Below are 13249 nucleotides of genomic sequence, written 5' to 3' on the forward strand. Positions count from 1 at the left end.
GTATACCGCTTCAACTGCCTCTCACCGTACCCACTGTGCGTGACGGAAGGTTCACTAATCATCAGCCGCCCGGCCCCGGTCCGACACCGTGACCAGGCTCCCCCTTCGGTCGGGCGGCTGCCCGAAGTTCCGTACGCCCGCTCCGGGTTCGGGCATTCCTGTGCCCGAACCCGGCCGATCAGAGACGGAGACACGGTGACCACCATCGACACCATGGCCATCACGGTCGTACTGCCCGAGGCGTTCGACGAGCGCTGGAGCCGTTTGCCCGGCATCCAGGTCGACGGCCGGCGCATCACCATCGACCCGGCCGAGTACTTCTTCCGCTTCGAGTCCAGCACGTGGCTCGTCGCCGACTGGGAGCTGGTCAAGTCCCAGCTCCTGGACGTGGAGGAGACGACTGAGAGCGCGGTCGAGCAGCTCGCGCTGGAGTTCATCAAGACCCACGCCACCTCCACGACGGACGCGGCCCACGTGCTCGCCACCGCCTACGAGGTGTACGCATACCTCTTCCGCGACGAGCACCTCGCTGGCCTCGGCCTACCGCAGATCACCGCCGACCACCTGCGGATGCTGCGCCAGGCTGCCACGCTGATGGCACTGAACAAGGTCGAGCTGGACGGGCACATCTCCAACGTCGGCCCGTGCTGGTTCTTCCCCGCCGCCACCTCCGTCGTCTTCGACCTGGACGACGAGATGGGCGGCATGCTCGACGAGGTCTACCACGGCGGCTGGTTCAACGAGCACCGCCGCATCGAGTCCATCAAGGCCCACGCCGCCCTCGGCGGACGGCTCGTGCACGGCTGCCAGTCCGTGCCGGACCAGACCGGTGGGGTCGTGGCGCCCTACGGTGCCTCGATGGCCGCCTTCCGCGACGACCTCGCGGCCTTCAAGGCCGGCTGGATCGAGCAGATCTACGCCCACCGCGTGACCCCGGCCGCGTAGCACCACAGCCCTGGCTCTGGGGCGGGCCGGCACTCTTCGCCCGCCCCGGATGCCTTCAATCGCACTGGAGCCCCCTTATGGACACGACCCTCAACGCCGACCTCCTGGACAACCTCCTGACCATCACCGGCCGGTCTGCTGCTGTGCGGGAGGAGGTGCGCGTGTGGTCCATGTCCGGCGTCGAACGCCTGACCTTCACCGACGGCACCACCGCCATCTTCAAGTACGCCAAGAAGCCGTTCGACAGCGAGGACCAGGCGCTCCGGCTGGCACGCACCCTCGGTGTCCCGGTGCCTGCCGTTCACGCATCCGCAGTGGTGGACGGCTGGCTCGGGATGCTGCTGGAGGATCTCGGCGATTCCGTACGCGAAGCCGACGACCTCGACGGCGCTGCCGCTGCCGTGGTCCTGCACGGCACCCGCACGGCCACCGCCCTGCCGGTCCTGGACCAGGAGCGGCTGCGTAACCTGCCGAGCCAGGCATTGGAGCACCTCGGTCGGCCAGAAGGCCGAGCGGTGGCGGGACGCGGACGACGTCGAGGACGCTCTCGACCGGATCGCCGAGGCCGCTGAGGCACGCTCGGCCGGTGCGACGGTGGCTCCGTTCGGCTGGATGCACTCCGAGTTCCACCCCACCAGCCTCCATATCGGGCGACACGGCTGGCGGCTGCTGGACTTCGCCCGCGCCTTCACCGGCCCCGGCCTGCTCGACCTCGCCAGCTGGCACGGCACCCTCGACGCCCCTGACCCCGTGCGCCTGCGGGTCTTCCTGGAGACGTACGTCGCCGAAGGCGGCACGCCCGACGCCCTTGCCGAACGCGGCGGACTGGCTGCTGAGAAGTGGGCACTGGGCTGGCACCGCATGTGGGCCGTCGAGTGGTTCATGGAGCAGTCCATCCGCTGGATCAACGACCCGGCCACCGACCCCGCCTACATTAAGGCCGTCCGCCGCCACCTCACCGACGTCCTCCACCTCCTGGAGGTCTGACGTGCTCGCCCAGGCTTCCCCGTGGTATGTCCACGCCCTCCAGCGCACTACAGCCAGCCCTGCCGAACCGCTGTCCGTACCCGCTCGCATGGAATGGACCACGCGGCCCGGCAGCGGCCCCGGCGCCGAAATCCTCGGCCCGGATCTGCGCCGCAAGCGGCTGCTGGAACTCGGCTGCGGCCCCGGTCACAACGCCGCCCACCTCGCCACCCGCTACGGCGCCCAGGTCACCGGCGTCGACCTCGTCGGCCTCCAGGTCCGCCGAGCCCGCTCTCACTACGGCCGACTGCACAACCTGACCTTTGTCGCCGGCCACGCCCTGCACTACCTGCAAGCCTGCGACGAGCAGTTCGACGCGATCTACTCCGTCTTCGGAGCCATCGGCCTCGTAGCCCCCGAGCTTCTGCTCCCGGCCATCGCCCAGCACCTCAAACCCGGGCGCACTCTCGCCTTCTCCGTCCCCCACCCCCAGCGCGGTGGCCTACGCCCCTCCACCGACGACCGGCCCCGCCGCGACTACGTCACCCTCCCCGACCGCACCCGACTACCCATTGCCCGCTGGGACTTCGACGCCGAGCGCTGGGAGAAACACCTCGGCCGCGCGGGCCTCTGGCTCGCCTCGGCCCAGGAGTTCCACGACGCCCGTCACGGCCGCTGGCCCACCACCCTGATGATCACCGCGCGCAAGCTCTGACCCCCGCCCCGGCTCCCTTGGGAGAAACCGATGCGCCCGCCCTACCTGCTTCTCGACGTCGACGGCGTCCTCATCCCCTTCCCGGACGCGCAGGGGGCCAGCCCTGCGACCCACACCCGCCACGACGTCGTGCCCACTGGCCGGACCGCCGACGACCCAGTCGCCATCTGGCTCAACCCTGCGCACGGCCCCTTGCTCATGCACGTGATCCGGACCGGCCTGGTCACCCCCGTCTGGTGCACCAGCTGGCGCCAGGACGCCACCACGATCATCGGCCCGCTCCTCGGCCTCCCGAATCTGCCGTACATCAACCTCCCGCATCCGCAGATCACGACCAGCCACCCCAACGGCTACCTGTGGAAACGCGACCACGTCGACACCTGGCTCGGCGACGCACCCGCCATCTGGATCGACGACGACTTCACCGGCCTCGACCACGAATGGGCGACGGAACGCACCGCCCGTGGGCAGGCGACCGCCCTTGTCCAGCCTGATCCCCACGTCGGGCTGCTGGCCGAGCACCTGGTCGAGGTCCTGGCTTGGGCAGCACGCTTGCCCATCGCACGAGCTGATGCCTCAGGCGTTTCATGTGAAGCCGAAGCCGCGTAGCGCAGACAAACCGCAGGAAGCGCTGTTGCCCTCGCCACCACGAACGGCGAGAGCAACTGTGCCCCGGGGCGTATGCAGCGTTTGACCCCTACGTGATCACCGTGCTCACTCAGCTCATTCCCGCGGTCCTCGGCTTCACCTGGCTCGTCGCCCTGGGCTCTAACCGCGCCGCCCCGTGCGACCCGCCTCGCCCGGCAAAGCGACCACCATCAGAGCACCTGCGCGCCATGGCCAACCATGCCCGCGTCATCGCCGTGCTCATCGCGAAGAGGACCGGCGCCAACGGCATCTAACCGAGGCAGCAACCGGCGGGGGACCTCTGTGCCGGTCCCCCGCCGATGGATGTATACAACAGGACCGGGCGGCCAAGCCCTACTTGCGGGACTGCCCCCGCATCACGTCCAGAACATCCGACGGCGACAACCGGTCCCGGTACAGCAGGACCCAAGCCACCGCCCCGACCACGGCCACGATCTGAGTGGAACCGGCCGCCGATATCTCCGACAGACCTGCGCCGACGGCCGCGCCGGTCATCACTGTGCCCAGTACAAGCAAGCGCAGCCAGTCACGATTCACCGCCGCCTCCACACCGTTTGTGTCCTCGGGGTCCAAGAGGGCGAGCGTGCGCCCGCGGGCATACCGCTCGGCAATCTTGGTCAGCAGGTGGACCATGTCTTCGAACACCCTGCCCGTGTCCTCCTCATTGTCCTGCCGGGCCTGGACCGCACGGAGGGCCCCGACAACTTCACCCGCGTGCCGCCGGTGCTGGTGGCGGCTGGTGGGGCCGATCCACGTGTGCCGGGTTCGTGCTGCTGACCACACCACCCGCTCAGCCGCAGACAGGTTCACGCGAGGCGCCACCAACACCCAATGGTTGTCCGTCGCTGCCCTGTAGTACTGCCGCGCAGCTCCCACCTGGGCAAGGCAGTTGACCAGCACCACTACCGGACGTGTCCGGCGAGCAGAGCCGACACGCAGACTCAACAGCGACCGCACCCAGCGCCAGCGGTGGATCGGGTTGCCGAACCGTGGAGCGTGCTGCTGTTCCTGCGGGGTCTGGCCTCGCCGGAACCCGAACAGGCCGAAGAAGGCCCGCAGGGCGAGCAGGAACGCCGCTGCAAAGACGCAGGCGGCGGCACCGGTCACGGCCTTCACGGGCTTGTCGGCGGGGTCGGCGAGCGCGGATACGTACGGTGCCGCCCTATGCCACACCCACTCGGCATCACCCCGGATACCGGCTACGAAGGTTGTTACCAGATCCGATAGCCCGGTTCCCTCACCCTGATGCTTCACCAGGGCTGCCGAGTGATTTCCTGGCCCGGGAGGGCTCCACCAGGGCCGGGGAACGTTCGCTGACCGCTCCCACAACCGCGTCGACCAGCGTATGAACGCCGCTGTCAGCGCCCCCGCGTTCAGTGTCACCCGCAGGAAGACGTAAGCCTTCAACATGTAAGCGGCCAGTGCCAGGGGGGCCGCTTCGTACCAGGCCAACACCGCTGACCGTATCGGCAAGGAGAGCGGAAACAGCTGGTCGGCTTCGGGACCGAATCCACGCTGTGCCCAGACAAGATGACGCGTTGTTCGCTGTCTGCACCACTGCAGATAGCGGCCCTCCAGGCGCCGTATCGTCCGACCGTAGAGCCGCCTGGCGGCAGTGGCACCCCACTCGGCTGCTGGTTTCAGGGCATCAGCAATGGCCTTCAGAAACCAGCGCACTCGCAACTTGTCGTCACGGTCCAGTTGTTCAGACAGAGACCATGCCAGAAGTGCCAGCAGCCCGGTAACGAACGTCACGCGCAGGAGTACCGAGAACCCGTTCCAGATCATTTCGAGCACCGGCACAGTTTCGCCCAGCCCACTGACAGTCGACCTGCGCCCTCGACGGCTGTCCGGCGCTCTCGCGCGGGGATTCCACAGCCCACCGTGCCTCGCGATCTGGTTGCCGCCAAGGTGCAACGCCCTGGCCGGGCTGCTCGCCTGCCCCCTCCGGCAGCCGCCCGGCCCGGCCCAAGTACTGATCCATCCACCCAACAAAGCCGCCAGAAACGGCCTAGCGGCGCTGTCGGTGCTGCGCTTCGGTGGGAGAGGTTGTCACCGCTGGAAGGTGACCGTTTCGAGGCTGCTGGAGGGAGACCGAGACTGCGATGGTCGAGCGGCGGCGGGCAGCTTCGGCACGGCGGTTGGGTACCGGGTTGCGGCCGGTGTGCTGGATGCGGGTGATCAGGACTCGGGCGGGTTGACGGGCGGTGGTCAGCTCGCGTTGGGCGGCGGCTTCCCTGAGGAGCTGGTGGGGTTGATGGCCGCAGGATTCGGCATCGGCGAGGACGGTGGCGAGCGCCGGCCAAGCCAGGTCGGCGAGGATCCGCGCGGCGTGGTCGGGGACGGCTGCTCGCACGTCGGCGACCAGAACGCGACGGGCTTCCTCCCTGGGCGGGCAGGCTGTGAGTTCGGCGAGTGTCGGGGCGAGGGCGCGGTCCGCGGCCGTCTGAAGGTGCTGGACGGCCTGGCGGGCGGCGTCGGCCTGGTGAGCGTGGTTCTTCGCTTCGTGCCAGCGCCCGGCGACGACGGCGGCCCATGCCAGGGCTGCGATCAGGGCGGCCAGAGCGCTGCCGTCGGGGCCGGTGGCGGTGTGGACGATGTCGCGTGCCGCGCTGCGCATGGCGTGGGCGGCTCGGTCTTCGGCCCGGGTCTGGGAACGCTGGGCTCGGGCGAACGCCTTGGAAGCGGCTTGGAGTTCGGCGCGCAGGTTGGCGGGTGCCTTCTGGGCTGTGGCTTCGAGCAGCTCGCCGAGAGCCGTGATGTGGGCTTGGGCATGTGTGTCGTCGGCGAGGTTGGTGTGGAGGGTGTGGAGGGCGTCGGTGGCTTGATGCCAGGGGGTGCTGGGGCGGTTGCGGCGGGCGGTGGGGTGCTCTTCGGGCCTGCCGGATTCGAGGCGGTCCTTGATTTTGGGCAGGGAGAGGTCGGGGGCGATCTTGCCTCCGGGGTAGAAGATCTGCTCGCCGCCCTTGTTGAGGTCGCCGGGGCGGCCGGCGGCGTAGCCGAGGAGGTCTCCTGACGGGCCGCACCTGGCCTTGACCTCGATGCCGTCGGCTTGCAGGTAGGCGATGAATTCCTCGGCGTTGGTCACATGGGGGATGGCGGTGCGGATGCGGTCCTGGAGCCACTCGGGGCTGGTCTGTTCCCAGCCGAGGCGTTGGGCCTTGTGCATCTCGGCCTGGGTGGGTCGGCGGGCCCCAGTGCGGTCGCCCTTCTTGAGCCTGCGCAGCCCGTAGTCCTTCTCGATCTCGCGGCATGTGTCGCCGACGCGTATACCGCTGTCGTGGAGTTTGGGGCGGCGGCCGTCTTCGCGAACGGTGGTGGCGAGGATGTGGATGTGGTCGTCGGCGTGGCGTACGGCGATCCAGCGGCAGGCCAGGTCGTCACCCGCGGGGGCGATGCCAGCCGCCTGGACAATGCGCTGGGCGATCTCGCCCAACTCGGCGTCGGAGAGGTAGCGGTCCTCGGGGGCGGCCCGGACGGGGCAGTGCCAGACATGGTCGGTCACCTTCTTGCCGAACTCGCTGTTACGCAGCCGCACGGGCTCATCCAGGTAGCGGGCGAGTTCGGTCAGTGTGGCGTTCTCGTCGCGGCCGGGGTCAGGCATGCCGAGCAGGGCGAACCCCGCCACGATGTGCGGGTCAAGGTGCTCGTCGCGGCGGCCGGGTCCGTAGAGGTAGGCGAGCAGGCCGCGGGTGTTGGACCCGGCCGGTTTGATGGCGGCGATCACGCGGACGCCTCCGTCTCCGGATCAACGGGTTGCCACAGGGCTTCGGCGATCAGCTCCAGCAGGTGGTGGAGTTCGGTCAGGCGCTGGCGGATGTCGGGTGGAGTGTGGTCGCTGTTGAGGGCACGGGCGATCTGGTTGACGTTGACGCCGATCCGGTTGAGCTGGCGCAGGACCTGGGCGCGGAAAATGTGCGTGCGGCGGCGGTCCTCGGACAAGGGCAGGTTGGCGGTGAACCGGCCGGTGACGAAGGCAAGGACGATATCGGCGGCGAAGCCGGAGTCGCCTTTGTAGCCGTGCTCGGCGGCTGCCTCCTGAAGCTGCGTGTGCTCGTCGCCGGTGAAGCGCAGGGGGCCGACGCGGACGACGCGCTTGGTGCCGGTGAAGCGGCGGATCGTGGGCTGCACGCTCTGCACGGCGGGTTCGCTGGCGGGGGTCTCGGCGGCGCGGACGGAGTAAAGAACTTCACGCTGGATGGCATGGAGTGTGTCCGGGTCGGGGCCGCCCTCGGCACCGACCCTCTGGTCCGGCGCCCCCTGGCGCTGGGCCGTCTCCGCCACCCCCGGGGCGGAGATCCCCGAAGTCCGGCCCTGAGTCGGACTCGGGGTACTACTGGCTCCGCCAGGGGCCGGACGTCCGAACGCCTTCCGTAGACGCCCCAGCAGCGTAGGTGACTTCGCCTCATGCAGCGGCTCGTCGAGGGTGTGGTCGGGGCGGTGCGGGTCGTGCGTCATGGGCGGTTCTCCGGACGGGGCAGGGAGGGCAGGCAGGTCAGCGGGCAGGTCTGGCGAAGAGTGGGCGGCCACCGACCCGTCCACAGGTGTGGATGAGCAGGCGGCGAGTGAGGCGGTGACCGGCTGGCGGGGTGACCGGAAGGGGTTCCGGTCACCCGCTGGAGCGGGCGGTCAGCCGCTGCCGGGACCGGTATCCGCGGCGACTTCGAGTTCAGGCCGGAGGATGTTCATCACGTCGGTCTGGCGCTCGCTGCCGATCGCCAGCCCCTTGTCTTCAACGGCCGTTCGGAGAATGGCCCGGGTGAGCTTCCCCTTCTCGGCGGCCGCGATCCGCCCGATCTCCACGAGTTCCTCGAGCGTGGCGGTGGGCGGACGGCCGCCACGCGGCTTGCTCTCCGAAACCTGGGGAGGCGGTTCCGGCGGCTGGGCGGAACTGGCGTCCAGCGACTCGATGGGCGAGGCGGACGCGCTTGCCGGTGGTTCCGGTGGCCGGGCTGCAACGGTGTCCGGGTGGCCCGCGGGTTGGTCGACGAGCTGGTGGATCTGCCGCATCAGGACACCGAAGGCCAGCAGCGCGGCGGTCGGGGGAACAGCGGCGACCACGTAGTCGAGCAGAGGCACAGGGCTGGCGCCGCCCGTGCCGCTGACCCCGGCCACGTTGAGCGCGATGGAGCCGACCGACCCGGTGGCCGTAAGGGTGATCGCCCAGCCGTCGGTGACCCGGTGCAGGCCCGCGCGGAGCATGAGCAGTTCGCCCGCGACGATGAACGCGTCCAGGGTCGCCGGCCAGGTCCAGCGGCGTACTGGTGAACTTCCCAGCCCGTGCTGTCCTGCGACCTCGGCCAGGTGCGCGTACGAGAGCCAGAACGCTCCGGCGGTGAGGGCCACGATGACGACTCCGGCCGCGACGAGCGCGTACCGCTCGGTGGCTTGTTTGGTCATCATCGGCCGCCCTTCACCAGAGCCGTTGCCCGGGTGGGTGTGGAGAGGGTGGTCAAGCGGGATGCTCCTGGGGGTTGGTGGTGTGATCCGTCTTTGCCGTCTTGGCCGTTGCAAGCGCAGGTCAGGGCCGGTACGGCATGAGGGCCGGCGTTCCGTCTTGGCGGTGCTGCCGACGTCTTGATCGCCCGCGATTCGGTGAGGGCTGAGGCTCGGTGGCCGTGGACGGATCGCATTCGGCTGCCGTCCTGCACGCATGCGCCGTGACCTGCGGCGATACGGCATGGACGCGTAGGACGGCACAAGACGGATGTGGGCGATGTCCCGGCTGACAGCCCGCCGGTCGTGATCGTGTTGCCGTCTTGGCCCCGGCGGCCGTCTTGCCCGCATGCCGTTTGACCTGCGGAGTTACGGCAGGGACGGCAAGGACGGCAACCGGGGGGCGGGGCCTCAGCCCTCGCTGCTGGCGGTGCCGGTGTCGACCGGGTGGACGGTCGGGCAGTAGCGGCGCCACGCGTCGAGGAACTTGTTGCGCGTGTAGCCCTTGCGCTGGGTGCCATCGGCGAGGCGGACGTTGCTGGGCCTGATGTCGAAGTCGCGTAGCAGCGAGCCGAGGTCACGCGGGCTCAGTCCGTTGCGACCCCATTCCGCCCACGGGCCTTCCAGGTCCTGGCGCAGGTGGTGCAGGAGTTCGTCCGTGGAGAGGCTGTCGACCTCGCGCTGGGCGACGAAGACCCGGCGGATGTCGGCCAGGATCCGCGCTGAGCTGGGATGGTCCTCCTCGGCCGCCGCTTCGGCCGTGACCATCTGCGCGCACGCCGCACGAGCGAGGCGGGGCCAGGGCCCGGCGGCGAGATCGGCGACGATCACCAGGGGTTCCCAGGTGTCGGCGGCCCGGTCCTCCACTGGCATCGCCGGTTCCAGATCGGCGGCCTCATCGAGTAGTGGCCGGGCCCAAGCGGCAATGCGGTCGCGCAGGTCGTGGAGGGCCGGGGTGTCGCGGCGGGAGCGGAAGGGCTTGACGCTCTCTCCCTCGGCCCGGCGGCGCATGCGGATGACCACGGACCGGTCCATGATCGTGTCGGGCAGATCGCCGATCCCGGCTAGGGCTGCCATGGCGAAGGTGGCGAACCGATGCGGCGTGTGGTCGTTGCCGACGACACGGGTGACGTACCGGTTGCGCTGGTGCCCGGCGTTGAGCAGACCACGCATCTCCTCGTTCTTCTCCGCCTGCTTCGGCGTGCCGAAGATCGTGTCCGCCTCGTCCACCAGGAGCGTGGGCGGCTCCTCGGTGATCGACCGGAACACCGCCGCAGGCGTGGTGTTGATGGTGAGCATCGGCTCGTGCACCGTCTCGGTCAGCACGTCCAGCAGCCGCGACTTGCCGCACCGCTTCGCCGGCCCCACCACCGCCAGACGCGGCGCGTGCTGCCACGCGGGCTGCAGATGCGTCGCCGCCACCCACAGCGCGACCGCGTCCAGCGCCTCCGGCGACGGCAGGATCACGAACTTCGCTATCTGCGCACGCAGCTCGTCCAGCAGCTCGGAGCCATGCGCCGGTTCTGCGTCCGACTTCACCTCGTCGGGCTGATCCGCCGGGATCGGATCCAGATCACCGTCATCGGGGACCACGGCGGCCTCACCTGTGCTGTGGTCAGGTCGGCCGGGTACGGCAACGGGCGGCCACGAAGGCTTGTTGGGTTCGGAATAGGGCTCGGCTCCCGCATGTTCCACGGGGCAGCTCCTCGTCTGGCGGCCGCGGGCTTGCGCGCCCTGACCGCCGGGTTGGTTCTTGACGGGCCGTTCGGGGTTGCTGGGGCCTCCGGCGTTGCGCCGCCGGGGGCCCGTCCCCTTCTCGCGGGCACCAGGCCATCGCGAGGGAACACGGACCGTACGTCCACGCCCGGCAACAGTCCAGCGTTCCTGTGTCAGCTCAGCGCAGAACGGCCTGCTACGGTGCCTCGCGCTCACGCGGCCAGACCCAGCAGGTTCAACAGATCCGCGGTCACCACCCGGTACGCCTTGCCCAGGCGCAGGACCTTGCACGGGTACTCACCCCGCTTGGCCAGCTCATAACCCTTGCTCCGCCCGAGCCCCAGAGCACGGTTGCCCGTGTCCAGGTCAACAGCAGCAGGAAGGGCCAGCAGCTCCTCCCGGCTCATCCCCTTCGACTGGCCGGCCATCGCGTTTTCGCGCATGCAGCACCTCTCTCGGTACAGCCCACGGCGAACGTGCCCATCACGTCCGGCTCCAGGCGTCTGCCAACCAGGATGCGCAAGCTAATGTGTCTTCATGACACAACACGATCTCGATGATGAAGAAGACGACTTCCCGGAGTGGGCAGATCGGATCAAAGCCAACGTGGCTGGCGAAGTCCGGCGGAGAAGGAAGGAGATGGGGTGGAGCGCGCAGGACCTGGCGGACCAGTGCGAGCAACTCGGGCATCCCATCCCGCGCAACGTGATCGCCAACATGGAATCCGGACGCCGAGCCAACCTCCCGCTGGTGGACGTCATGGTCCTGGCCGCCGCCCTGGAGACGTACCCGGTCTGCCTGATCTTCCCGGTCGGGTACGTCGACCGGACCCAGGAACTCCCGTTCCAGGACCTCGTACCCACCTGGGACGCCCTACGGCGCTTCACCGGCGAGCAGGACGTACCCATGTACGACGCGGGCCTGGTCCCCGACTTCGAACTTCACGCCAGCCTCGTACGCACCGCACTCGCCGCGCTCGAAGAGGAAGATCGGGCACGCTTCGCCGCCAAGACGGCAACCAGCCGCGCCCAACAGGAAGAAGCCGAGCGCAAGCGGACCGAGTACGCCGACCAGGCCATCTCCGCCAAGTACAGCCTCCGCCACCTCCGCCGGGACCTCCGCGACGACGGAGCCACCCCGCCAGACCTGCCACCCGCACTGGGCGATGTCGACCCGCCCGAACCCGCCACCAACACCACCCTGGAGGAACGCCATTGAAGGGCTCCACCTACCGCCGCTGCTCGTGCCGCGACCCGAAGACCGGCAAGGAACTCGGCTCCTCCTGCCCGAAGCGCAACAGCAGGAACCACTGCACCTACTCCATACGCCAGGAGCTGCCACCCCATGAGGACGGCAGTCGGCGCTCCTTCGCCCGTGGTGGGTACCCCAGCCTCAAGGCGGCCCAGGCCGATCTCGATCACGTACGCGCCCTCCTGGGGCTCGCCGAGTCGGACGACCCTGAAGGCGTCCGGCTGATCGCCGAGATGCTGTCCGAGGTATGCAGCGACAAACTGCCCCTCCCCGACGTGGAGGAGACAAGGCGTCGCCTCAACGCCGGCCAGGACCTCGTGGGCAGCCTCACCCTGGGCGAGTGGCTGGACCGGTGGCTCGCGGGTAAGCGCATCCGGAAGTCGGGCATCAGCCGCTACGAGACCGACGTCCGCGTGCACCTCAAGCCCCACATCGGCGACCGGCGCCTCGATCGGCTGCGCGTGAGCCACCTCAGCGAGATGTTCACCGCCATCACCGACGCCAACGCCGAGATCCTGGAGCAGAACGCCCAGCGGCGTGCGGCGGTCGAGGAGTTGGCGACCGTGCCCTGGAAGGGCGCGGAGAACCGCGCCCGCCGCAAGGCCATGAAGGCGGCGATCGACGCGATGCCGCCCTTCCGCCGCGTAACTGGGCCGTCCACGCGCCAGCACATAAAGGCCACGCTGCGCGCTGCCCTGAACGACGCAATCGGCCAGCAGATCATCACATTCAACCCGGCGGCCCACGTCGAGATCGATTCCGTCCGCAAGCCGAAGGCTCTGGTGTGGACGGACGAGCGGGTCACCCGGTGGCAGCAGACCGGCGAGAAGCCCTCCCCGGTCATGGTCTGGACGCCGGAACAGACCGGCGCCTTCCTCGACTTCGTCGCCACAGACCGGCTCTACGCCATGTGGCACCTGATCGCCTTCCGCGGCCTGCGTCGCGGTGAGGCATGCGGCCAGCCCTGGTCGGAGACTAACCTCGACCGACACTCCCTCACGGTCACGGGCCAACTCGTCCAAGATGGCTGGGAAGTCGAGGCATCCGAGCCGAAGACCGACAGTGGATTCCGCGTCGTGGCCCTGGATGACGACACGGTGGGCGTGCTGGAGCGGCACCGCAAGCAGCAGGAGGCGGACCGCGAGGAATGGGGGTCGGCGTGGGTTGAGACGGGCCTCGCCTTCACCCAGGAAGACGGCTCCTGGCTGCACCCTGGAAAGGTCACCGATCTCTTCGAGCGGCTCGTCGCGGCCTCCGGCCTCCCGCCGATCCGGCTGCACGACCTCCGCCATGGCGCGGCCACGCTCATGCTCGCCGCCGACATCGACATCAAGATCGTGTCGGACACCCTCGGGCACAGCGACACCCGCATTACGCGGGACATTTACCAGAGCGTCCTCCCTCACGTCGGCAAGAGTGCCGCCGAGGCCACCGCCAAGCTGGTCCCGCTTCAGCGGAAGACCGCGGCGGAGGATGCCAGCAAGGCCGCCAAGAAGGCCAAGGACAAGGCGAAAGCCGAGGCCAGGGCCAAGAAGAAGGGCAAGCGGAAGAAGCCCAAGAAGTAGGGCACCG

At 69.2% G+C, this 13249-nt stretch carries 12 protein-coding genes and 1 pseudogene; 7 read left to right on the forward strand and 6 right to left on the reverse strand.

The window, feature by feature from the left end:
• The first annotated feature begins 195 nt into the window (after positions 1 to 195).
• The 5 genes and pseudogenes from AB0E62_RS32840 to AB0E62_RS32860 all read left to right on the forward strand — a co-directional run bounded on the left by AB0E62_RS32840 (position 196) and on the right by AB0E62_RS32860 (position 3528).
• A complete protein-coding gene (locus tag AB0E62_RS32840) occupies positions 196 to 945 on the forward strand; it encodes a hypothetical protein (RefSeq protein WP_362202178.1) in 750 nt (249 codons plus the stop codon).
• A 77-nt stretch (positions 946 to 1022) separates the two neighbouring features.
• Positions 1023 to 1932: pseudogene (locus AB0E62_RS32845) on the forward strand (aminoglycoside phosphotransferase family protein).
• Between the two features lies 1 nt (position 1933).
• Entirely contained in the window at positions 1934 to 2626 is a 693-nt protein-coding gene (locus AB0E62_RS32850) for a class I SAM-dependent methyltransferase (RefSeq protein ID WP_362202181.1), read from the forward strand.
• 30 nt (positions 2627 to 2656) lie between these two features.
• Positions 2657 to 3235 carry an HAD domain-containing protein gene (locus AB0E62_RS32855; protein WP_362202184.1) on the forward strand — a complete coding sequence of 193 codons (579 nt, stop codon included), beginning with the start codon at positions 2657 to 2659 and terminating at the stop codon, positions 3233 to 3235.
• Between the two features lie 101 nt (positions 3236 to 3336).
• Positions 3337 to 3528, forward strand: coding sequence for a hypothetical protein (locus tag AB0E62_RS32860; protein ID WP_362202187.1), 192 nt, complete (start codon positions 3337 to 3339; stop codon positions 3526 to 3528).
• A 79-nt stretch (positions 3529 to 3607) separates the two neighbouring features.
• Here AB0E62_RS32860 and AB0E62_RS32865 read toward each other — a convergent pair whose 3' ends face one another.
• The 6 genes from AB0E62_RS32865 to AB0E62_RS32890 all read right to left on the reverse strand — a co-directional run bounded on the left by AB0E62_RS32865 (position 3608) and on the right by AB0E62_RS32890 (position 10869).
• On the reverse strand, positions 3608 to 5071 hold the full coding sequence (locus AB0E62_RS32865) for a hypothetical protein (RefSeq protein WP_362202190.1): 1464 nt from the start codon (positions 5069 to 5071) through the stop codon (positions 3608 to 3610).
• Between the two features lie 214 nt (positions 5072 to 5285).
• A complete protein-coding gene (locus AB0E62_RS32870) occupies positions 5286 to 7001 on the reverse strand; it encodes a relaxase/mobilization nuclease domain-containing protein (RefSeq protein ID WP_362202193.1) in 1716 nt (571 codons plus the stop codon).
• Positions 6998 to 7558 carry a MobC family plasmid mobilization relaxosome protein gene (locus AB0E62_RS32875; protein ID WP_362202194.1) on the reverse strand — a complete coding sequence of 187 codons (561 nt, stop codon included), beginning with the start codon at positions 7556 to 7558 and terminating at the stop codon, positions 6998 to 7000. The genes AB0E62_RS32870 and AB0E62_RS32875 overlap by 4 nt, the downstream gene beginning before the upstream one ends.
• 345 nt (positions 7559 to 7903) lie before the next feature.
• On the reverse strand, positions 7904 to 8677 hold the full coding sequence (locus AB0E62_RS32880) for a DUF2637 domain-containing protein (RefSeq protein WP_362202197.1): 774 nt from the start codon (positions 8675 to 8677) through the stop codon (positions 7904 to 7906).
• 444 nt (positions 8678 to 9121) lie between these two features.
• A complete protein-coding gene (locus tag AB0E62_RS32885) occupies positions 9122 to 10405 on the reverse strand; it encodes a DUF3631 domain-containing protein (RefSeq protein ID WP_362202200.1) in 1284 nt (427 codons plus the stop codon).
• 233 nt (positions 10406 to 10638) lie between these two features.
• Positions 10639 to 10869 carry a hypothetical protein gene (locus AB0E62_RS32890; RefSeq protein ID WP_362202203.1) on the reverse strand — a complete coding sequence of 77 codons (231 nt, stop codon included), beginning with the start codon at positions 10867 to 10869 and terminating at the stop codon, positions 10639 to 10641.
• A gap of 94 nt (positions 10870 to 10963) precedes the next feature.
• Between AB0E62_RS32890 and AB0E62_RS32895 the strand changes: the two genes are divergently transcribed.
• Both AB0E62_RS32895 and AB0E62_RS32900 read left to right on the forward strand, forming a co-directional pair.
• The gene (locus AB0E62_RS32895) at positions 10964 to 11644 is read left to right on the forward strand and encodes a helix-turn-helix transcriptional regulator (RefSeq protein ID WP_362202206.1); all 681 of its coding nucleotides are present in this window, start codon (positions 10964 to 10966) and stop codon (positions 11642 to 11644) included.
• Positions 11641 to 13242, forward strand: a complete 1602-nt coding sequence (locus AB0E62_RS32900; RefSeq protein ID WP_362202209.1) for a site-specific integrase — start codon at positions 11641 to 11643, stop codon at positions 13240 to 13242. Before AB0E62_RS32895 ends, AB0E62_RS32900 begins: the two co-directional genes overlap by 4 nt.
• Positions 13243 to 13249: the final 7 nt, after the last annotated feature.

It is taken from the genome of Streptomyces sp. NPDC038707 (genome assembly GCF_040636485.1).
GTDB lineage: Bacteria > Actinomycetota > Actinomycetes > Streptomycetales > Streptomycetaceae > Streptomyces.

Excerpts from the sequence above, each read along its gene's own strand:
- AB0E62_RS32855 (WP_362202184.1), top strand. The coding sequence starts at position 2,657 with ATGCGCCCGCCCTACCTGCTTCTCGACGTCGACGGCGTCCTCATCCCC.
- AB0E62_RS32880 (WP_362202197.1), bottom strand. The coding sequence starts at position 8,677 with ATGATGACCAAACAAGCCACCGAGCGGTACGCGCTCGTCGCGGCCGGA.
- AB0E62_RS32890 (WP_362202203.1), bottom strand. The coding sequence starts at position 10,869 with ATGCGCGAAAACGCGATGGCCGGCCAGTCGAAGGGGATGAGCCGGGAG.
- AB0E62_RS32895 (WP_362202206.1), top strand. The coding sequence starts at position 10,964 with ATGACACAACACGATCTCGATGATGAAGAAGACGACTTCCCGGAGTGG.